Source organism: Paraburkholderia bryophila, from assembly GCF_003269035.1.
Lineage (GTDB): Bacteria > Pseudomonadota > Gammaproteobacteria > Burkholderiales > Burkholderiaceae > Paraburkholderia > Paraburkholderia bryophila.
The window spans coordinates 43,623-62,809 of the sequence record NZ_QLTK01000004.1 but is presented as its reverse complement, the minus strand read 5'-3'; the positions used below and the strand labels follow the sequence as shown (position 1 = coordinate 62,809).

The following is a 19,187-nucleotide window of genomic DNA, read 5'->3' as shown; positions in this document are numbered from 1 at the left end:
GAGGGACTACGCGGTCGCCCGAGCCTTTTGTACGTTGGCTTCCGGGGAGCGCATCACAGTCCAGTAGATCACCTTGAGTTCGCCTTCATACGTCTCGACCAGCGCGGAAAGACTTTCGACCCAGTCGCCGTCGTTGCAATACAGCACGCCGTCGATGTCGCGGATCTCGGCTTTGTGGATGTGTCCGCAAACCACGCCGTCGCAGCCGCGGCGGCGCGCTTCGTCGGTCATCACGCGTTCGAACGAGGAGATGAAATTCACCGCGTTCTTCACCTGATGCTTCAGGTATTGCGACAGCGACCAGTACGGGAAGCCGAGCCGGCTGCGGATCCGGTTGAACCAGCGGTTCAGGATCAGGATCATCGTGTAGAGCGTGTCGCCGAGATACGCGAGCCATTTGGCGTGCTGGATCACGCCGTCGAACAGATCGCCGTGCACGATCCACAGGCGCTTGCCGGCGAGCGTCGTGTGGAACGCTTCGCCGCGCACGTGGATGTCGCCGAACGCGAGGTCGCAGAACTGGCGCGCGGCTTCGTCGTGATTGCCGGGCACGTAGACGACCTGGGTGCCTTTGCGGGCTTTGCGGAGGATTTTCTGCACCACGTCGTTGTGCGCCTGCGGCCAGTACCAGCCCTTCTTCAACTGCCAGCCGTCGATGATGTCGCCGACGAGGTACAGATACTCCGACTCGTTGTGGCGCAGAAAGTCGAGCAGATAGGGCGCCTGGCAGCCGCTCGAACCGAGATGGATGTCGGATAGCCAGATGGTGCGGTAACGATGCGGCTCGGCGTGATCGTCGTCGTGATGACCGGCGGAAGCGTCGAGCGGCAGGGACGCCATAGGCAGCGGCAAGCCGTGACTGGGGTTGGGTTCCGGGCGGAACGCGACGGGGTCGACGCTCGGGCCGGTTTGGCGGAACAGGGAAGTCGCGGACGTTTTGGGGTCCATGGCTCACGCGTCGAGTTGCAGTGACCGTATTGAGCCTGGCTCGCGTGACTGTGCCGTGACAGTCACGAGAAGTTCTTATTACTGCGGGGCGGGGCGGGGCGGTCGCGCGTGGGGCGTGCCGGATTAAGGCGGGGAGACGCTCGCGCTAGCTCGATGCTAGACGCCGATCACCCGGGTGCCGGCGAGACGATCGTGCAGGAACCGGCGTTGCGAATCGAAGCGCCCCGTGGCAGCCCACAGCACGAACCAGAGGCCGACGATCAGCAGCGTCTGCGGCAGCCTGAGCCCGAGCAGCGGATGCAAGGCGAGCGGCGGCAGAAACCAGAGCCACGCAAGCACATAGCGGACGATCGCGCGGCCGGTGGACAGCGGCGCGCCGTCGGCGGCGACCACGCGCAGGCGCCAGGTTTTCATCGGCAAGGTCTGGCCGCTGTGGGTCCAGAACCACACGAAGTACACGCCGACCACGAGGCCGATCCAGCCCGCCAGCAGGTTGTGGTGAGTCAGCCCGTTGCGCTGCTGCGTCAACGTGCTGAACAGATAACCGGCGATGAACACCACGCCGAACAGGATCACCGCCTCGTAGAACAGGGCCGCCAGGCGCCGTCGCACAGTCGGGGCGATGCTGGGCGCATCAACGGACAGTGTCGGGGGAGCGAGCGGCTGGGACACGGGCGAGCCGGATCAGGAGCCGTTGAAGATCGACGGCGCCTCGGCCGGCGAAACCGGCACCGGCGTGGCGGGCACGAAACTGCCCGCGGCGGGAATCGCCGGTGTGACCACGGCCGGGCTCGGCAGCGTCGCGGCGGCCGCCGCGCTGGCCGCGGCGGCGCCGCTCGCGCCATGCTCACGCGCATTGACGAGGCGGTCGATGCCCTTGATCTCCGTACGGCCCGACGGCGGCGCGCTGATCACGCTCGGCCGACGCTTGCGCTCGCTGGCCGCGAGCCGTTCCTTCTGCTCTTCAGGCAACTGCTGATAGGTCTTCCACGCGTTCTGACGCGTCTCGCGTGGCAGTTCCTTCGACACCTGGTAGTTTTCACGCGCCACACGCCGCTGATCGGGCGTCATGCGCACCCATTCAGTCATGCGATCGTGCAGGCGTTTTTGCGCATCGGGCGACATTTTCGGGTAGCGCGACGCGATCTTGATCCATTTGCGCTTGCGTTCGTCGCTGAACGAATCCCACAGGGGTTCGAACGGCGCAAGCGCGAGATGGTCGGCCGAACTGAGGCGCGACCATGCCATTGGACTGTTGCTGCCGGGCAGGCCCGGCAGTTCCACGGCGAGCGTGGGGGCGGGCGTCCTGGCGGTAGCAGGGTTGCCGCCCGCAGCGGGAGCGCTGGGCGCGACGGGGCTCGGGTAAAAGCGCGGATAAGTCGCGGCGAACGACACCAGGGCCGCGATCGTGCATCCGAAAACAACGGCCAGGCCGCGCTTGTAACTCACCCGAAGAATCTCCCGCTCAGTGGGCGCGTGAAAGATACGCGTTGAAGCCGTGGTCAAGATAGGCATTGAGCGGCAGGTCGTCGCTTAGCATGGCGGCATCGATATCGGCGAGTTCGGCGGTGCGCTGCTGGTCTTCCCAGTAGGCAATTCCCACCAGACTCACGACCAGCGCGACCAGCGGCCACGCGAGCGCAAAGCGGCGCAGCGGCGAGCGGCGGCGCTGCGGCAATTCGACGGGCGGCAGGCCAGCCGGCATACCCGCGCCGGCGAAGCTCGGCACGAACACCGGCGCGCTGACCGTTTCGGGCTTCTTGCGGGCGAGCGCGGCCCGGCGCGCCGCGGCGAGCCGGTCGACGGTGGCGGTGGGAATGCTGGCGGCGTTTTCGTCGAGCGCGCGGCGCATTTGGCGGGCGAACTCGAGTTCTTTGGTTTCCAGGGAGCTCATAGCGTGATTCCTTTAGCCTTGAGCGCTTGCGCCAGCGTGTGCGTGGCCCGCGAGCAGTGCGTCTTCACACTACCTTCGGAGCAGCCCATCGCGGCGGCAGTCTCGGCGACATCCATATCTTCCCAATAACGCATGAGAAACGCCTCCCGTTGACGTGCCGGTAACTTTTGGATCTCGTCGTCGATTAACTGCAGAACCTGTTCGCGTTCGAGTTTTTGTTCGTTGCTCTCCGAGCCCGCCGAGCCCTGCTGGGCTTCGAACGTCTCGAGCGGGTCGAAATCCTCGTCGTCGGCGTTGCCGAGCGACGAAAACAGACTCACCCACGTATTGCGCACTTTCGCACGACGGAAATAGTCGTGCATCGCATTCTGGAGAATACGCTGAAACAGCAGCGGAAGTTCGGCCGCCGGACGGTCGCCATATTTTTCGGCGAGCTTGATCATCGCGTCCTGCACGATATCCAGCGAGGCGTCGTCGTCCCGCACGGCGTAGACCGTCTGCTTGAATGCGCGCCTTTCGACGCCCGCCAAAAAATCGGCGAGTTCCTTGTCTGATGCCATCCGTTGGGGGTCGGCGCAGCGAGCGTGCGCGTAATCGGTCGAAAAATGTCGTAAAACTCGCGGATGCTAACAAACTTTTGCGCCGCTGGGGCGAAACGTGATCCACCTTGCATCTCTATAACAAGCTTTCGGTCGATTCGGAACGGCGGGCGAGATTCGGGGGCAGGGCGCTCAGGCAATAATTGCTTGACCGCGTGGGCTGCAGCAGATATCTTCGCTGGTTCGCAACACAAGTGATTTGTCTCAATTGAGGTGTGGCCCAAGAAGCTCACCTGTCAACTGGACGCGCAGCTTGAACCCGAGCCACAAGCCCGGCAGAGAGCACCCGATCAAATTTTTGCCGAAATTTCGAAAGGTGAATAAATGAATATGCCCAGCGCGGAATTCTCCACGTCGGATACGACTCCTCATCCCGAAGCTGACTCTATCGGCGCCACCGTGCTCATGAAGGCACTGGCCGACGAAGACGTCGAGTTCATCTGGGGCTATCCCGGCGGCTCGGTACTCTACATTTACGACGAGCTGTACAAGCAGGACAAATTCCAGCACGTTCTGGTACGCCACGAGCAGGCCGCGGTCCACGCAGCCGACGCTTACGCGCGTTCCACCGGCAAGGTTGGCGTGTGTCTCGTGACGTCCGGTCCGGGCGTCACCAATGCGGTTACCGGCATCGCCACCGCCTACATGGATTCGATCCCTCTGGTCGTGATCAGCGGCCAGGTGCCGACTGCCGCGATCGGCCAGGACGCTTTCCAGGAGTGCGACACGGTCGGTATCACGCGTCCCTGCGTGAAGCACAATTTCCTCGTGAAAGACGTGCGCGACCTCGCCGCCACCGTCAAGAAAGCTTTCTTCATTGCCCGTACCGGCCGTCCCGGCCCGGTGCTGATCGACATTCCGAAAGACGTGTCGAAAACGCCGTGCCACTACGAACCGTTGAAGAGCGTCTCGCTGCGCTCGTACAACCCGGTCACGAAGGGCCACTCGGGGCAGATCCGCAAGGCCGTGTCGTTGTTGCTGGGCGCGAAGCGTCCGTACATCTACACCGGCGGCGGCATCATCCTCGCCGACGCGGCGCGTGAGTTGAACCAGTTCGCCGACCTGCTCGGCTATCCGGTCACCAACACGCTGATGGGTCTGGGCGGCTACCGCGCGAGCGACAAGAAATTCCTCGGCATGCTCGGCATGCACGGCACGTACGAAGCCAACATGGCCATGCAGCACTGCGACGTGCTGATCGCCATCGGCGCGCGTTTCGACGACCGGGTGATCGGCGACCCGACGCACTTCGCGTCGCGTCCGCGCAAGATCATCCATATCGACATCGATCCGTCTTCCATCTCCAAGCGCGTCAAGGTCGACATTCCGATCGTCGGCGACGTGAAGGAAGTGCTGAAAGAGCTGATCGAGCAGTTGCAAACGGCCGAGCATGGCCCCGACACCGCGGCGCTCGCCGACTGGTGGAAGGACATCGAAGCCTGGCGCGCCAAAGACTGCCTGAAGTTCGACCGCAAGAGCGACATCATCAAGCCGCAGTACGTGGTGGAAAAGGCGTGGGAACTGACCGACGGCAATGCCTTCGTGTGTTCCGACGTCGGCCAGCACCAGATGTGGGCCGCGCAGTTCTATCGCTTCAACAAGCCGCGCCGCTGGATCAACTCCGGTGGTCTCGGCACGATGGGCTTCGGCCTGCCGGCGGCGATGGGCGTGAAGATGGCGCACCCGGACGACGACGTGCTCTGCATCACGGGCGAAGGCTCGATCCAGATGTGTATCCAGGAACTCTCGACCTGCAAGCAGTACGAGACTCCGGTGAAGATCATCTCGCTGAACAACCGCTATCTGGGCATGGTGCGCCAGTGGCAGCAGATCGAATACAGCAAGCGCTATTCGCATTCGTACATGGATGCGCTGCCGGATTTCGTGAAGCTCGCCGAAGCGTACGGGCACGTCGGCATCCGTGTCGAGCACACGGCCGACGTCGAACCGGCGTTGAAGGAAGCGCTGCGCCTGAAAGATCGCACGGTGTTTCTCGATTTCCAGACCGATCCGACCGAAAACGTCTGGCCGATGGTCCAGGCCGGCAAGGGCATCACCGAGATGCTCATGGGTTCGGAAGATCTATAACGACGGCATTGGTGCCGGCTTCGTCACGCGCGCCGTCAAAAACGGCGAACGCGGGCGAAGCGGCACGAATCCGCTCGCAGACATCGACAAAACATCTGGAAGAAGCGAATCATGAGACACATCATTTCAGTCCTGCTGGAAAACGAACCGGGCGCGTTATCACGCGTGGTGGGCTTGTTCTCGGCACGCGGCTACAACATTGAAACCTTGACGGTGGCTCCGACCGAAGACCGTTCGCTGTCGCGCATGACCATCGTCTCCATTGGCTCGGACGACGTGATCGAACAGATCACGAAGCATCTGAACCGCCTGATCGAGGTGGTGAAAGTGGTCGACCTTACCGAGGGTGCCCACATCGAACGCGAGCTGATGTTGATCAAGGTGAGGGCGGTCGGCAAGGAACGTGAGGAAATGAAGCGGATGTCGGATATTTTCCGCGGCCGCATCATCGACGTCACCGAAAAGACCTACACGATCGAACTGACGGGCGCGAGCGAGAAGCTCGACGCCTTCATCGAAGGGATCGACTCCACGGCGATTCTCGAAACCGTTCGCACGGGCGGCTCGGGCATCGGTCGCGGCGAGCGCATTCTGAAGGTGTGACGCTCAACGCCAACCCGTCTCGATCAAGGCCGGGCGGAGCCTTAAAAATCCCGCCAGGCAGCACAACATTCGCAGTATTTGAATTTCACAGTTATCACCGAATTTAGCCAAGGAACCGACATGAAAGTTTTCTACGACAAGGACGCTGACCTCTCCCTCATCAAGGGCAAGCAAGTCACCATCATCGGCTATGGCTCGCAAGGCCATGCGCACGCGCTGAACCTGAAGGAAAGCGGCGTGAACATCACGGTCGGTCTGCGTAAGGGCGGCGCATCGTGGAGCAAGGCTGAAAACGCCGGCCTGCAAGTCAAGGAAGTGGCTGAAGCCGTGAAGGGCGCGGACGTCGTCATGATGTTGCTGCCGGACGAGCAGATCGCCGAAGTCTATGCGAAAGAAGTGCACGCGAACGCCAAGCAAGGCGCGGCGCTGGCCTTCGCGCACGGCTTCAACGTGCATTACGGTCAGGTGATTCCGCGTGCCGACCTCGACGTGATCATGATCGCGCCGAAGGCCCCGGGCCACACCGTTCGTGGCACGTACTCGCAAGGTGGCGGCGTGCCGCACCTGATCGCGGTCGCACAAGACAAGTCGGGCGCGGCACGCGACATCGCCTTGTCGTACGCTGCGGCGAACGGCGGCGGCCGTGCCGGCATCATCGAAACCAACTTCCGCGAAGAAACGGAAACCGACCTGTTCGGCGAACAAGCCGTGCTGTGCGGCGGTACGGTCGACCTGATCAAGGCCGGCTTCGAAACGCTGGTGGAAGCGGGCTACGCGCCGGAAATGGCGTACTTCGAATGCTTGCACGAACTGAAGCTGATCGTCGACCTGATCTATGAAGGCGGTATCGCCAACATGAACTACTCGATCTCGAACAACGCCGAATACGGCGAGTACGTGACGGGTCCGCGCATCGTGACGGCTGAAACGAAGAAGGCGATGAAGGCCGTGCTGACCGACATTCAGACGGGCGAGTACGCGAAGAGCTTCATCATCGAAAACAAGGCCGGCGCGCCGACGCTGCAATCGCGCCGCCGTCTGACGGCTGAACACCAGATCGAAACGGTCGGTGCGAAGCTGCGTTCGATGATGCCGTGGATCGCCGCCAACAAGCTGGTCGACCAGTCGAAGAACTAAGCTGGTCACCGCTTTTGCCCGGCGCGGCGCCAAGCCGCAAACGTAACGAAAGAGCCGGGCAGATCAAAAAGCCGTCCAAGGGTGCTGAACCCTGGGCGGCTTTTGCTATCCTACGGTTTTACGTGCGACACGCACGCTCGTGTCCGTCAGCCCCACGTTACGGGGCATCGACTAGAGGGTTATTGAGGAAGGTCTCGACTGGACTCACCATGCCCTCCGCAGGCGGCTCCCTTGTGAGCCGCACTTTAAGCAGTAGATGTGTCCTTAGGGGCACACCTTAGTAGTGAACACGGGACACGGTGCATTCCGCCGTCAACCGTATTGCATTGACCTGATTACCGTCAGGTCCCGCCCAGTCAGCGGCTTCATCTCCGCCGACAGGGCGGGGTGATGTTTGCAATTCCTGCGCCTCAGGGCAACGGAGTCGCTAAACGATACGAGCGAAAAGCTCGGTGTGTCATTGTTCGGCCTCGCTGGCTGCATTGGCGAGGGTAGTGAACCTGCTGTACGACCAGCAGTAGCCTAGGAAGACATGCGTCACTGGCAACGGTGGGGTGTGAAGCTCTTCTAACAATGTACCCCCCGGAAGTTCGGGCGGATGGTGGTTGCGAGATGACCATCCGGAGACTCCCAGCAGCAACGGGGTTGAGGGGCTAGGCTGGCTGATATGGTTAATGCAAGTGAACTGCTGATAAACCTCGTAAGTAGGACGGTGCCAAAGCTGCTGACAGGCATCAACCAAACAGGTGTGCGGTCGGATAACCCGCTGTAAATTCGGGTTACGTCGTCATCGGACCGCCGGGGAATAGGCAGAACCTAAGTCAGTCGTGTGACATGCCGGGAACGTGGTAAGCCTGTATGGTTGCCGGTCGTAGTTTGACTGGCAGGCGAACCGTGAGGGACGCTGTTGATTGTGCAGGTATGGGATGACGGAGAAAGCGAAAGCCGGTCTGTAATGGGTCGGATAGGGGTTGGAACATTACCCCACGCGAAAGCGGGCAGACTTCCGTCTGGTCTACCGTCGCAAGATGGCTGACTAACCCTTAGCTGGAAGATGATTGCTGTCGGGCTTCTGGACCGTCAGCATATGTTTTTAACCCCCTTGCGGGAGCAGATCGCTCCCGCAAGGGGCGATCTGTTCTTCGCTCGGGATTCACTTCTTCGAGTAGGAGAGCAGCATGAGAGTATCTGTCCGAAAGGACGGATCTGCGCTTTCCCACGCGCCGGACAACTGGTACGCCGTAGATTGGCGGCGGGTTGAACGGAACGTGAGAGGGATGCAGATTCGAATTGCGAAGGCGACGCGGGAAGGCAACTGGCGCAGGGGGAGAGCCCTGCAACGGATGTTGACCCGCACGTTGTCCGCAAAGCTGTATGCGGTACGACGTGTTACGCAGAATCAGGGTGCGCGAACGGCTGGAGTCGATCGCGAACTTTGGGACTCGCCTGAGAGCCGATGGCTTGCTGTCGGCAGGTTGAAGCGGCGTGGATATAAGCCTCTGCCTTTACGGAGAGTCTTTATCCCCAAGGCCAATGGAAAGGAGCGCCCTCTGGGCATTCCGACCATGCGGGACAGGGCGATGCAAGCCTTGTATCTGCTGGCCTTGGAGCCGGTGTCGGAATCGACGAGCGACCCGAACTCTTATGGGTTCAGGTTAAACCGCTCGACGGCTGACGCCATGTCACAGATATTCGTCGCCATGTCCCAGAAGGGCTCAGCCCGTTGGGTGCTGGAGGCGGATATCAAGGGATGCTTCGACCATATTAGCCATAACTGGTTGGAGACCCATGTCCTGATGGACAAGGAAATCCTCCGGAAATGGCTGAAAGCTGGCCTGATTTACAAGGGGCAGCTTCAGGCGACAGAGGCCGGTACGCCGCAAGGAGGGATCATTTCTCCGACGCTGGCGAATGTGACGCTGAACGGGCTGGAGCGAGAACTGCTAGCGCACCTTAGTGCGAAGTTTGGGATCGCAAAAGCCAACAAGCTTAAAGTCAATGTGGTGCGGTACGCGGACGACTTCGTGATCACCGGTGACTCGCAAGAGTTGCTGGAGCAGGAAGTTCGACCTTGGGTGGAAACATTCCTTGCCGTTCGAGGTCTGCAACTGTCCGAGGAGAAAACGCGGATCACACACATTGACCAAGGCTTCGATTTCCTGGGGTGGAATTTCCGAAAGTACTCGGGGACGCTACTCATCAAGCCGAGCAAGAAGAACGTGAAAACGTTCTATCGCAAGGTGGCGGATACGATCAGCGGTCATAAGACGGTAAAGCAGGAGAATCTGATTCGACTGCTGAACCCGATGCTACGGGGCTGGGCGCAGTATCACAGTCCTGTGGTCGCCAAAGAGGCATACAGCCGCATGGAGTCTTTGATTTTCCGAAGGCTTTGGCGGTGGTCGAAGAGGCGGCACCTGAACAAGAGCGCCGAATGGGTGAAGCAGAAATACTTTCACTCGGAGGGCAATCGACACTGGGTGTTCGCCGTTCCTGTAGCTCGTGACGACGGTGGTAAGGGGTTGCTTAGCCTGTACCAGATCAGCGGTACGGAAATTAAGCGACACAGAAAGGTCAAAGGAGCATTCAATCCCTTTGATCCTGAGTGGGAGCAGTACGGCGAACAGTTGCGACAGGCGCGCATGGAACACTCAATGCGTTATCGGAAGCAATGGGTTTCGCTGTATATGTCGCAAGACGGGCTTTGCTCGCATTGTGGCTGTGCCCTGACAAAGGAGACCGGCTGGCATGACCATCATCTAGAGTATCGGATGCACGGTGGCACTGACGCTATCTCGAACAGGGTTCTGCTTCACCCGCACTGCCATCAGCAGGTGCACGCAGGTAAAATTGCGGTAACTAAGCCGGCCCGGTCCTAAGACCGGGCTTTGTTTGTAGATTTGAGCCGTATGCGGGGAAACTCGCACGTACGGTTCTTAGGGGGCCCTTCTTCCGCGAGGAAGGGGGGCTACCCTCCAAAAACACAGAAGCCATTCATGAATTACCCTCATCCGATCATCGCGCGAGAAGGCTGGCCGTTCATCGCCATCGCGGCCGTCGTTGCACTACTGGTTCACTTCTTCGCGGGATTCGGCATTTCATGGCTGTTCTGGCTGCTGCTGATCTTCGTCGTCCAGTTCTTCCGCGATCCCGCACGTCCCATTCCCACTCAGGCGAATGCGGTGCTGTGTCCGGCGGACGGCCGCATCGTCGCAGTCGAGACCGCGCATGATCCGTATGCCAATCGTGAAGCGCTGAAGATCAGCGTCTTCATGAACGTGTTCAACGTCCACTCGCAACGCTCACCGGTGGATGGCGCGATTTCCAAGGTCGAATATTTCCCGGGCGCGTATTTGAATGCCGCAGTGGATAAAGCGTCGACGGAAAACGAACGCAATGCGGTGGTGATCGAAATGGCCGGCGGCCAGACGGTGACCTCGGTGCAGATCGCCGGTCTGATCGCGCGGCGCATTCTTTGCTACGTCCGGGCAGGTGAGCCGCTCACGCGTGGTCAACGTTATGGATTCATCCGGTTCGGCTCCCGAGTCGACGTCTATCTGCCGGTGGGCAGCCGTCCGCGTGTGTCGATCGGCGAGAAAGTTTCGGCGTCGTCCACGATCCTCGCTGAACTGTAAAGCGGCACCAAGGAGGTTTTCCGAATGGCCGCATTCAAACCGCGTCGCCCCCGCAATAGCGGACCGCTGCCGCGTCCGTTTCGCCGTAACAAGCCAATGGTGGCCGAGGCGGCGGTCGACAGCCGGCGCGCGCAACGCCAGCAGTTCCTGAGAAAGCGCGGCATTTATCTGCTGCCCAACGCGTTCACCACCGCAGCGCTGTTCTGCGGCTTCTTCGCCGTCGTGCAGGCCATGAACGTGCGCTTCGAAGTCGCGGCCATCGCGATCTTCGTTGCGATGGTGCTCGACGGCATGGATGGTCGCGTGGCCCGTATGACGCATACGCAAAGCGCGTTCGGCGAACAGTTCGACAGCCTGTCGGACATGGTGTCGTTCGGCGTCGCGCCGGCGCTCGTCATGTACGAGTGGATTCTGAAGGACCTCGGCCGTTGGGGCTGGCTTGCGGCGTTCGTCTACTGTTCCGGCGCGGCGTTGCGCCTGGCGCGCTTCAACACGAATATCGGCGTGGTCGACAAGCGTTTCTTCCAGGGTATGCCGAGCCCGGCCGCCGCGGCGCTGATCGCCGGTTTCGTGTGGCTCGCCACTGACAACCGCGTGCCGCTCAAGCTGGTCTGGCTGCCGTGGGTCGCCTTCGTGCTGACCATCTACGCCGGCGTGACGATGGTGTCGAACGCGCCGTTCTATAGCGGCAAGGCGCTGGACGTGCGGCATCGCGTGCCGTTCGGCGTGATTCTGCTGGTCGTACTCACGTTCGTGCTGGTGTCGTCCGATCCGCCGCTGATGCTGTTCGGCCTGTTCGTGCTGTACGGTCTGTCGGGCTATGTGTTCTGGGGTTACCAGGCGCTGCGCGGCCGCGCCAATCCGGCGCGTTCGGTGGTGCGGGACCGGTGAAGTTCAAGCGCAGGCGGGTGCCTTTCAACCTGCGTGCGACATGCCAGAACGGCGACCGGAAGGTCGCCGTTTTTCGTTGTGCGGAGGCCGTCGGCAGCGCCGCTGCAGGCAGGTTCGGCGCTAATTGCACGGCTGGGGGAATGCCGTTATAGTCGTTCGTTGAATACGTTCACACGCCTCTTTGGGCGCGCCACGTGCCTCGTCAGGCCGGCGTGTCATCCAGCGTGCCGGCGCGTGGCTCGCGCTGATCGTCGCCTGCATCGTCGTGTGAGTCGCCGCCTGGTCGTATTCGCGCGCCGCTCCGTTTGCCGCGTCTGTGGCCGAACGTCGCCAGCGGTGGCGCAGAAACCTCCGGACACCCCCATTCCAAGATCCGATCCCCACAATTGAACGACTCCTCAGGAGACCCGACATGTCCGACAAACTGATCATATTCGACACTACGTTACGCGACGGCGAGCAATCGCCCGGCGCGTCGATGACGAAAGAAGAAAAAATCCGCATCGCGAAGCAACTCGAACGCATGAAAGTGGACGTAATCGAAGCCGGCTTCGCGGCCAGCTCGAACGGTGACTTCGACGCGATCCAGACTATCGCCGGCATGATCAAGGACAGCACGATCTGCTCGCTGGCCCGCGCGAACGACAAAGACATCCAGCGCGCCGCCGACGCGCTCAAGCCCGCCGATCATTTCCGCATCCACACGTTCATCGCCACGTCGCCGCTGCACATGGAGAAAAAGCTGCGTATGACGCCGGACCAGGTGTTCGAGCAGGCGAAGCTGGCAGTGCGTTTCGCCCGCAAATTCACCGACGACGTCGAATTCTCGCCGGAAGACGGCAGCCGCTCGGATATGGATTTTCTGTGCCGCGTGCTCGAGGCGGTCATCGCCGAAGGCGCGACCACCATCAACATCGCGGATACGGTCGGTTACGGCGTGCCCGAGTTGTACGGTCAGTTGGTGAAAACGCTGCGCGAACGTATTCCGAACTCGCACAAGGCGGTGTTCTCGGTGCATTGCCACAACGACCTCGGCATGGCGGTGGCGAACTCGCTGGCCGGCGTGCAGATTGGCGGCGCGCGTCAGGTGGAGTGCACGATCAACGGTCTCGGCGAGCGCGCGGGCAACACGTCGCTCGAAGAAATCGTCATGGCGGTGAAGACCCGCAAGGATTATTTCGGCCTCGACGTGGGCCTCGACACCACGCAGATCGTGCCCGCGTCGAAACTGGTGTCGCAAATCACCGGGTTCGTGGTGCAACCGAACAAGGCGGTGGTCGGCGCGAACGCGTTTGCCCACGCCTCCGGTATTCACCAGGACGGCGTGCTGAAGGCGCGCGATACCTACGAAATCATGCGAGCCGAAGACGTGGGCTGGAGCGCGAACAAGATCGTGCTCGGCAAACTGTCGGGCCGCAATGCGTTCAAGCAGCGTCTGCAGGAACTGGGTATTGCGCTGGACAGCGAGGCGGAGTTGAACACCGCGTTTGCGCGCTTCAAGGAACTGGCCGACCGCAAGGCGGAAATTTTCGACGAAGACATCATCTCGATCGTCACCGAGGAATCGGCGGCGGCGCAGGAGAAGGAGCACTACAAGTTCCTGTCGCTGTCGCAGCATTCGGAAACCGGCGAACAGCCGCACGCGAAGATCGTGTTCTCGGTGGAGGGCAAGGAGATCACCGGCGAGGCGCGCGGCAACGGCCCCGTCGACGCCACGCTCAACGCGATCGAAACCGAAGTGGGCAGCGGTTCTGAATTGCTCCTGTACTCGGTGAATGCGATCACCACCGGCACGCAGGCGCAGGGCGAAGTGACGGTGCGCCTGTCGAAGAGCGGGCGTATCGTCAACGGCGTCGGCACCGATCCGGATATCGTCGCGGCCTCCGCCAAGGCGTATATCTCGGCGCTCAACAAGCTTTACTCGAACGTCGACAAGTTGAATCCGCAACGTTCGGAGTGAGTGAGACGAACGCGGCGCGCTGACCTGGCGGCCTTGCAGCGTTTATAAAAGCCCCGCGCCATTAGATGAATGGCGCGGGGCTTTTTCGTGGAGAGATTGCCAATCCGCGCGCTATTCCGCCGCCCGCCGCATCGACCAGCCGCGCGCCGCGCGTGCCTGCGCCTGAACCTGATGCCGTACCTCGACCGCGATCCCCCGGCGCGGCGCATCGGCCACGAAGGTATCGAGTAGTTCGCGTACATCGTGATCGACGAAATCGGCGCGCGTCGCGTCGACGATCAGCGTGGCGCCGTCGGGAATCTGCTGCAGATAATGCTTGAGCGGCACCTTGCTGAGAAACGACACGTCCTTGCGAAACGACAGCAGGTAGTGATCGCCGTGTTGCGCCAGCACGATCGGACCGCGCAGGTTCGCCACCAGCGCGAGCAGCACGCTGCACAGAATGCCGAGCACGATGCCGATCAGCAGATCGGTCGCGAGCACGCCGACCAGCGTGACGATAAACGGTGCGAACGGCGCGAAACCTTGCCGGGCAATCGCAACGAACAACGACGGTTTGGCCAGCTTCACGCCCGTGAAGATCAGGATCGCCGCGAGACAGGCGAGCGGAATCAGATTGATGACGCTGGTGAGCGCGAACACGCTGACCAGGAGCAACACGCCGTGAATGATCGCCGACAGCCGGCTCTGCGCGCCCGCGTGCACATTCGCCGAACTGCGCACGATCACCGACGTGATCGGCAAGCCGCCGATCGCGCCCGCGATCAGATTGCCCACGCCTTGCGCCTTCAGTTCGCGATCCGGCGGCGCGGCGCGCCGCTGGGGATCGATCTGTTCGACGGCTTCGAGGCTCAGCAGCGTTTCAAGACTCGCGACGATCGCCAGCGTGATGGCCACGCGCCAGATATCGGGATTGACGAGTTGCGCGAAGTGCGGGCCGAAGTCGGCCCATTGAAGCGCAACCTGCAACGCCGCGAACGATTCCAGCGACGGCAGCGCGACCCGGTGTTCGGCCGGCGGCGCGAACGAAGGCGCGAGCACACTGAGCAGCAAGGTCGCGCCGATCCCGAGCAACACGACGGCGAGCGGTGCGGGCAGTAAACGCACGAGTTTGAAGCGTCGCATGGCGCGGGTTTCCCAGCCGACCAGAATAGCCAGCGACAACAGCGTGATGACGCAGGCCGCGAGCGAGATCGAGCCGAACGGGGTGGCGATTGCGCCGGCGGCGTGGACGCCCGGCGCCGCTGCTGCCGTTGCCGCCGCGGATGACGCGGACGAAGCCCCGCCTAACCCCAATGCAAGCGGGAACTGCTTGACGATCAGCAGCACGCCGATCGCGGCCAGCATGCCTTTGATCACCGGCGACGGCACGTACGCCGCGAATCGCCCGGCCTTGAGCATGCCGAAGCCGAACTGGATCGCGCCAGACAGCAGCACGGCCAGCAGGAACGCGGAAAAGCTGCCGAGCTGCGCGATCCCGTCGACGACGATCACGACGAGGCCCGCCGCCGGCCCGCTCACGCTCAGACGCGAGCCGCTCAGCACGGCCACCACCAGGCCGCCGACGATACCCGAGACGAGCCCGGCGAACGGTTCGACGCCCGACGCGTTCGCGATGCCCAGACAGAGCGGCAAGGCCACCAGAAAAACGACCGTGCCCGCAAGCAGGTCGCGCTGAAACGTGGAGAAGAAAGCGCGTGGATTCATAGTGTCCGTGCAGTGAGGTATAGGGCATTGGCGAGCGGCCTGGGCGGGTAGCGAAGGGCGAGCCGTTGCCTCTGAATATCGGGCGAACTGCGAAAGCTGCGGCGCGTGCGTGCCTGAGTGCTCTGAATGCAGGCGATGCGGCGTCCGTCAGCGAGGGTCGGCGCTCCTTTGCGCTCTTCAGCGCGTTTTGCCGTTAAGCCGCGCTATGTGCCGCGGTCGCGCAGGTCATCGCGTCGTCGGCCTCGTAGCCGGAGGTGAGCACCTTGATGCGGCCGTCCTCCAGCGCAAAGATCCAGCCGTGGACGAGCGGTGCCGGACCGGCTTCCCGCACGATCGGATGCGCGCGTAAGCGTCGTACCTGATCCAGCACGTTGAGTTCGGCGAGGCGGTCGATACGCTCACGCCCGGTCGCGCGGGCGTCGAGTTCGTCGCGATGCGCGTCCGCCAGCGCGCACAACGGCGCGATCCGGCGGTTCACGTGCGGCAGGCTCGGCTCCGGCGGCAGCAGCGCGGCGCGCACGCCGCCGCAGCCGTAGTGACCGCAGACGATCACGTGTCCGACCTTCAGCACCTTCACCGCGTATTCGAGGACGCTCGCGGAGTTGTCGTCGTCCGGCTGAAACAGGTTGGCGATATTGCGATGGACGAACAGGTCGCCCGGCTCGCAATGCGTGATGGTTTCGGCGGGCACGCGGCTGTCCGAGCAGCCGATCCACAGCACGTGCGGGTTTTGCCCGCAGACCAGATCACGAAAGAACGCGGGGTTGCGCACGGCGGTTTCGTGCGCCCATGCAACGTTGGCGACCAGCAGGCGTTTGGGACGGTTCATCGATAGCGGCTCCGGGAGGGGCATCGATCCGGCCGAGGTGTGCGGCGGCTGTACTCGCATGTCAGCCAGCCTGCCCGTCACCTCGACGAATAGCGAATCAATGCTTACGAATGCCTTTCTATCAAAAAATAAATCCACCAGGCGAGAAATAAAATTCGCCTGCATGCGAAATAAATAAATAAAAGCCGCCCGGCGGGGCGGCTTTCGTAGATCCGTTCGGACTGGTTCGAGCGATTGCTTAGAACAGGCCTCGGCGATCGGGATCATGCAACGGATCCGGCGTTTTCTGCGTGGTTCGCAGAATGCCCTGATCGTCGAAATAAAAGCTGTACATCATGTACCAGACGTTGTCTTCCTGATAGCGGTAGGTCCAGACTTCGCGCTTCATCAACGGGAAGTACGCCGTTTCGACCGGGCGGCCGAAGTTCACCAGCACGTCGCTCTTGGTCCATTGACCGATTTGCGCCCGGTAGAACTCGTTGGGCTGCAGCACCTGGCGCACGTTGACGATCTTGCCGGACGCGTCGATATCGGCGGCGGTAGTGGTTTCGCCCATCGGCTGGGTCGGCCACATCAGCCGTTTGCCGCCGTTCGGCAGGTCGTAGCTTTCGCGCGGCGGCCCGAGGCGCGTGACGATGGTCGATTCGTCGGCACCCGGCTGGAATTGCTGCCAGGGCTGCGCGCAGCCGGCGAGCGCCAGCGCGCTCAGGCAGACGAGCGCGGCGCGGCGCAGGCGCCCAGTTGCCTGAACTCCGGCGGCCGGCGCTCCGGCGGCCGGTGCACCGGCCGAAGCCGCCGTAAAGGCGTGGCGGTTGAACATAAATTCCTCCGATGGCATTTGAGTCGCGGTTTTTATCATCGAGACCCGGTATTTTGACATGCGCTGCGGCCAAACAGCGGCGCTTCGTCAAAGGGCGCCCAAGTCAGTACGGTAACGCTTGCGGCGGCTTGCTTATTCCGTCGCGAACGACCTATGATCCGCGCTTCGACGAATCAAGCGGGGCGATCACGATGGCGAAGTGGCAACGAGCGGCGGCAGCGGCACTGGCGGCGATGTCGATGGCGGCGGCGGGTTATGCCGTGGCGCAAACGGGCGGCAAACCGACCGGCGCCCCGATCCAGCTCGCGCTGATCGAAGGCATGTCCGGTCCGTTCGCGAACGCGGGGGCTGCGGTGGAGCGCAATCTGCGCTTCGGCGTCGAGCAGGTGAACGCGCACGGCGGCGTGAAGCTTGCCGACGGCGCGCATCCGTTCGAACTGGTCGTGCTGGACAGCAAAGGCAGCGCCGAAGAGGCGCTCACGCAACTGCGCGCGGCCGCCGACCGCCATATCGGCTACATCATGCAAGGCAACAGTTCGGCGGTCGCCGCCGCGCTGATCGGCGCGATCGACAAGCAGAACAGCCGCGAGCCGGCCAACCGGGAGTTGTTCCTCAACTATTCCGCCGACGACCCCGCGTTGACCAACGCCAACTGCAGCTTCTGGCACTTCCGCTTCGACGCGCACGCGGGTATGCGCATGGATGCGCTGGCCGATGTGATCCAGCGCGACAAGGCGGTGAAGAAGGTGTACCTGCTGAACCAGGACTACAGTTTCGGGCACGACGTCAGCAGCCTCGCGCGTTCCACGCTGGCGGCGAAACGCCCGGATATCGCGGTGGTCGGCGACGAGTTCCATCCGATCGGCCGGGTGAAGGATTTCGCGCCGTACATCGCGAAGATCCGCGCGAGCGGCGCCGATGCCGTGATCACGGGCAACTGGGGCAACGACCTGACGCTGCTGGTCAAGGCGGCGCGTGAGCAGGGTCTGGACACGAAGTTCTATACGTTCTACGGCAACAGCCTCGGCGCGCCGGCCGCGCTCGGCGACGCCGGCGTCAAGCACGTGATCGCCGTGGCCGACTGGCACCCGAACGCCGGCGGCGCGGCGTCCGACGCCTGGTATGCCGCGTTCCGGGCCCGTTTCCCGGCCGCCCAGGACGATTACCCGGTGCTGCGCATGCCGCTGATGATCGAAACCCTCGCCGCGGCGATGAACCGTGCCCGCAGCGCCGACCCGCTGGCTGTCGCCCGCGCGCTCGAGGGCATCAGGTTCGACAACGGCTTCCACGCCTCGTGGATGCGCGCCGACGACCATCAACTGATCCAGCCGCTCTACGTGATGGAGATGGACAAGGCCGGCACGCCGGGCGTGCATTTCGATAACGAAGGCTCCGGCTACGGTTTCCGCACCGTGCTGGCGCTGCCGTCCGAGCGCACCGTGCCGCCGACCACCTGCAGGATGAAACGGCCGTAAGGCGTGCCTCGAGCGGCCTTCCGGTGCTTGACCCGCCCATGAGTCGTCCTCGAATCGCCCCGGCGCAGCAGGGTTCGCGGCCGCAATGGGCTGTGCTACAATACGCGTCCCGTTGTGAGGCATGGCCTATCAAGTTCAGGCTTCAGCTACGGGAGTAACCCACGGCACGGCCTTTCTTCCGTGACCGCCTGTCTAGTTCTTAAGGAAATCGACATGTCCGCAGTTGAAACAAGCACCAAGTCCGAAGTCGTTGCGCAATTCGCACGCGCAGCTAACGACACCGGCTCCCCCGAAGTTCAGGTCGCGCTGCTCACGACCCGCATCAACGAACTGACGCTCCACTTCAAGGCTCACACGAAAGATCACCACAGCCGCCGCGGTCTGCTGCGCATGGTGAGCCGCCGTCGTAAGCTGCTCGACTACCTGAAGGGTAAGGACGCGGACCGTTACCGCGCACTGATCGAGAAGCTGGGTCTGCGTAAGTAATCGGGCGCGCGGTTAGGCGCTCTCAGCAAGATGCCTGTGTCAGTTCCGCTGATGCAGGCATTTTGTTTTTGCACGGTGCGCTTCATGTGACGCGCGCTGCCTGTGGTCCGCAGTG

At 62.3% G+C, this 19,187-nt stretch carries 17 protein-coding genes; 9 read left to right on the top strand and 8 right to left on the bottom strand.

The genetic code is table 11. The features are described from left to right. Positions 1-6 precede the first annotated feature (6 nt). The 5 genes from BX591_RS08995 to BX591_RS08975 form a co-directional block, all read right to left on the bottom strand. On the bottom strand, positions 7-948 hold the full coding sequence (locus tag BX591_RS08995) for a UDP-2,3-diacylglucosamine diphosphatase (protein WP_111930409.1): 942 nt from the start codon (positions 946-948) through the stop codon (positions 7-9). Positions 949-1,104: 156 nt separating this feature from the next. Beyond that, entirely contained in the window at positions 1,105-1,620 is a 516-nt protein-coding gene (locus BX591_RS08990) for an RDD family protein (RefSeq protein WP_111930407.1), read from the bottom strand. 12 nt (positions 1,621-1,632) lie between these two features. Further along, a complete protein-coding gene (locus BX591_RS08985; RefSeq protein ID WP_111930405.1) occupies positions 1,633-2,397 on the bottom strand; it encodes a DUF3106 domain-containing protein in 765 nt (254 codons plus the stop codon). Between the two features lie 16 nt (positions 2,398-2,413). Beyond that, complete coding sequence (locus tag BX591_RS08980) at positions 2,414-2,842, bottom strand: DUF3619 family protein (protein WP_111930403.1); 429 nt, start codon at positions 2,840-2,842, stop codon at positions 2,414-2,416. Then, complete coding sequence (locus BX591_RS08975; RefSeq protein ID WP_012432361.1) at positions 2,839-3,402, bottom strand: RNA polymerase sigma factor; 564 nt, start codon at positions 3,400-3,402, stop codon at positions 2,839-2,841. Before BX591_RS08975 ends, BX591_RS08980 begins: the two co-directional genes overlap by 4 nt. A 363-nt stretch (positions 3,403-3,765) precedes the next feature. Between BX591_RS08975 and BX591_RS08970 the strand changes: the two genes are divergently transcribed. From BX591_RS08970 to BX591_RS08940, 7 genes are all read left to right on the top strand, one after another. Further along, complete coding sequence (locus BX591_RS08970) at positions 3,766-5,529, top strand: acetolactate synthase 3 catalytic subunit (protein ID WP_111930401.1); 1,764 nt, start codon at positions 3,766-3,768, stop codon at positions 5,527-5,529. Positions 5,530-5,640: 111 nt separating this feature from the next. Beyond that, positions 5,641-6,132: an acetolactate synthase small subunit gene (gene ilvN, locus BX591_RS08965; protein ID WP_035551805.1), complete on the top strand. Its 492-nt coding sequence runs from the start codon at positions 5,641-5,643 to the stop codon at positions 6,130-6,132. 120 nt (positions 6,133-6,252) lie between these two features. Then, a complete protein-coding gene (gene ilvC / locus BX591_RS08960; protein WP_074763518.1) occupies positions 6,253-7,269 on the top strand; it encodes a ketol-acid reductoisomerase in 1,017 nt (338 codons plus the stop codon). A gap of 1,178 nt (positions 7,270-8,447) precedes the next feature. Next, positions 8,448-10,148, top strand: coding sequence for a group II intron reverse transcriptase/maturase (gene ltrA / locus BX591_RS08955; RefSeq protein ID WP_111930399.1), 1,701 nt, complete (start codon positions 8,448-8,450; stop codon positions 10,146-10,148). 117 nt (positions 10,149-10,265) lie between these two features. Further along, entirely contained in the window at positions 10,266-10,904 is a 639-nt protein-coding gene (locus tag BX591_RS08950; RefSeq protein WP_035551798.1) for a phosphatidylserine decarboxylase, read from the top strand. Between the two features lie 24 nt (positions 10,905-10,928). After that, positions 10,929-11,795, top strand: a complete 867-nt coding sequence (pssA, locus tag BX591_RS08945; protein WP_111930397.1) for a CDP-diacylglycerol--serine O-phosphatidyltransferase — start codon at positions 10,929-10,931, stop codon at positions 11,793-11,795. A 412-nt stretch (positions 11,796-12,207) separates the two neighbouring features. Next, positions 12,208-13,755, top strand: coding sequence for a 2-isopropylmalate synthase (locus BX591_RS08940; protein WP_111930395.1), 1,548 nt, complete (start codon positions 12,208-12,210; stop codon positions 13,753-13,755). Between the two features lie 111 nt (positions 13,756-13,866). Here BX591_RS08940 and BX591_RS08935 read toward each other — a convergent pair whose 3' ends face one another. The 3 genes from BX591_RS08935 to BX591_RS08925 form a co-directional block, all read right to left on the bottom strand. Next, positions 13,867-15,462, bottom strand: coding sequence for a SulP family inorganic anion transporter (locus tag BX591_RS08935; RefSeq protein ID WP_111930393.1), 1,596 nt, complete (start codon positions 15,460-15,462; stop codon positions 13,867-13,869). A gap of 193 nt (positions 15,463-15,655) precedes the next feature. Beyond that, positions 15,656-16,291, bottom strand: a complete 636-nt coding sequence (locus BX591_RS08930) for a carbonic anhydrase (RefSeq protein WP_111930391.1) — start codon at positions 16,289-16,291, stop codon at positions 15,656-15,658. A 238-nt stretch (positions 16,292-16,529) separates the two neighbouring features. Further along, entirely contained in the window at positions 16,530-17,111 is a 582-nt protein-coding gene (locus BX591_RS08925; RefSeq protein WP_176343048.1) for a hypothetical protein, read from the bottom strand. Between the two features lie 191 nt (positions 17,112-17,302). Here BX591_RS08925 and BX591_RS08920 point away from each other — a divergent pair, with 191 nt between their 5' ends. After that, the gene (locus BX591_RS08920) at positions 17,303-18,586 is read left to right on the top strand and encodes a branched-chain amino acid ABC transporter substrate-binding protein (protein ID WP_111930881.1); all 1,284 of its coding nucleotides are present in this window, start codon (positions 17,303-17,305) and stop codon (positions 18,584-18,586) included. A gap of 213 nt (positions 18,587-18,799) precedes the next feature. Continuing rightward, positions 18,800-19,072 (top strand): 30S ribosomal protein S15, encoded by a 273-nt coding sequence (rpsO, locus tag BX591_RS08915; RefSeq protein ID WP_105511589.1) that lies wholly within the window; start codon positions 18,800-18,802, stop codon positions 19,070-19,072. Positions 19,073-19,187 lie beyond the last annotated feature (115 nt).

Bases quoted from the DNA above. Each gene is read 5' to 3' on its own strand.
- BX591_RS08995 (WP_111930409.1), bottom strand. From the start codon at position 948: ATGGACCCCAAAACGTCCGCGACTTCCCTGTTCCGCCAAACCGGCCCG.
- BX591_RS08980 (WP_111930403.1), bottom strand. From the start codon at position 2,842: ATGAGCTCCCTGGAAACCAAAGAACTCGAGTTCGCCCGCCAAATGCGC.
- BX591_RS08975 (WP_012432361.1), bottom strand. From the start codon at position 3,402: ATGGCATCAGACAAGGAACTCGCCGATTTTTTGGCGGGCGTCGAAAGG.
- BX591_RS08970 (WP_111930401.1), top strand. From the start codon at position 3,766: ATGAATATGCCCAGCGCGGAATTCTCCACGTCGGATACGACTCCTCAT.
- ilvN (WP_035551805.1), top strand. From the start codon at position 5,641: ATGAGACACATCATTTCAGTCCTGCTGGAAAACGAACCGGGCGCGTTA.
- ilvC (WP_074763518.1), top strand. From the start codon at position 6,253: ATGAAAGTTTTCTACGACAAGGACGCTGACCTCTCCCTCATCAAGGGC.
- ltrA (WP_111930399.1), top strand. From the start codon at position 8,448: ATGAGAGTATCTGTCCGAAAGGACGGATCTGCGCTTTCCCACGCGCCG.
- BX591_RS08950 (WP_035551798.1), top strand. From the start codon at position 10,266: ATGAATTACCCTCATCCGATCATCGCGCGAGAAGGCTGGCCGTTCATC.
- pssA (WP_111930397.1), top strand. From the start codon at position 10,929: ATGGCCGCATTCAAACCGCGTCGCCCCCGCAATAGCGGACCGCTGCCG.
- BX591_RS08940 (WP_111930395.1), top strand. From the start codon at position 12,208: ATGTCCGACAAACTGATCATATTCGACACTACGTTACGCGACGGCGAG.
- BX591_RS08935 (WP_111930393.1), bottom strand. From the start codon at position 15,462: ATGAATCCACGCGCTTTCTTCTCCACGTTTCAGCGCGACCTGCTTGCG.
- BX591_RS08930 (WP_111930391.1), bottom strand. From the start codon at position 16,291: ATGAACCGTCCCAAACGCCTGCTGGTCGCCAACGTTGCATGGGCGCAC.
- BX591_RS08925 (WP_176343048.1), bottom strand. From the start codon at position 17,111: ATGTTCAACCGCCACGCCTTTACGGCGGCTTCGGCCGGTGCACCGGCC.
- BX591_RS08920 (WP_111930881.1), top strand. From the start codon at position 17,303: ATGGCGAAGTGGCAACGAGCGGCGGCAGCGGCACTGGCGGCGATGTCG.
- rpsO (WP_105511589.1), top strand. From the start codon at position 18,800: ATGTCCGCAGTTGAAACAAGCACCAAGTCCGAAGTCGTTGCGCAATTC.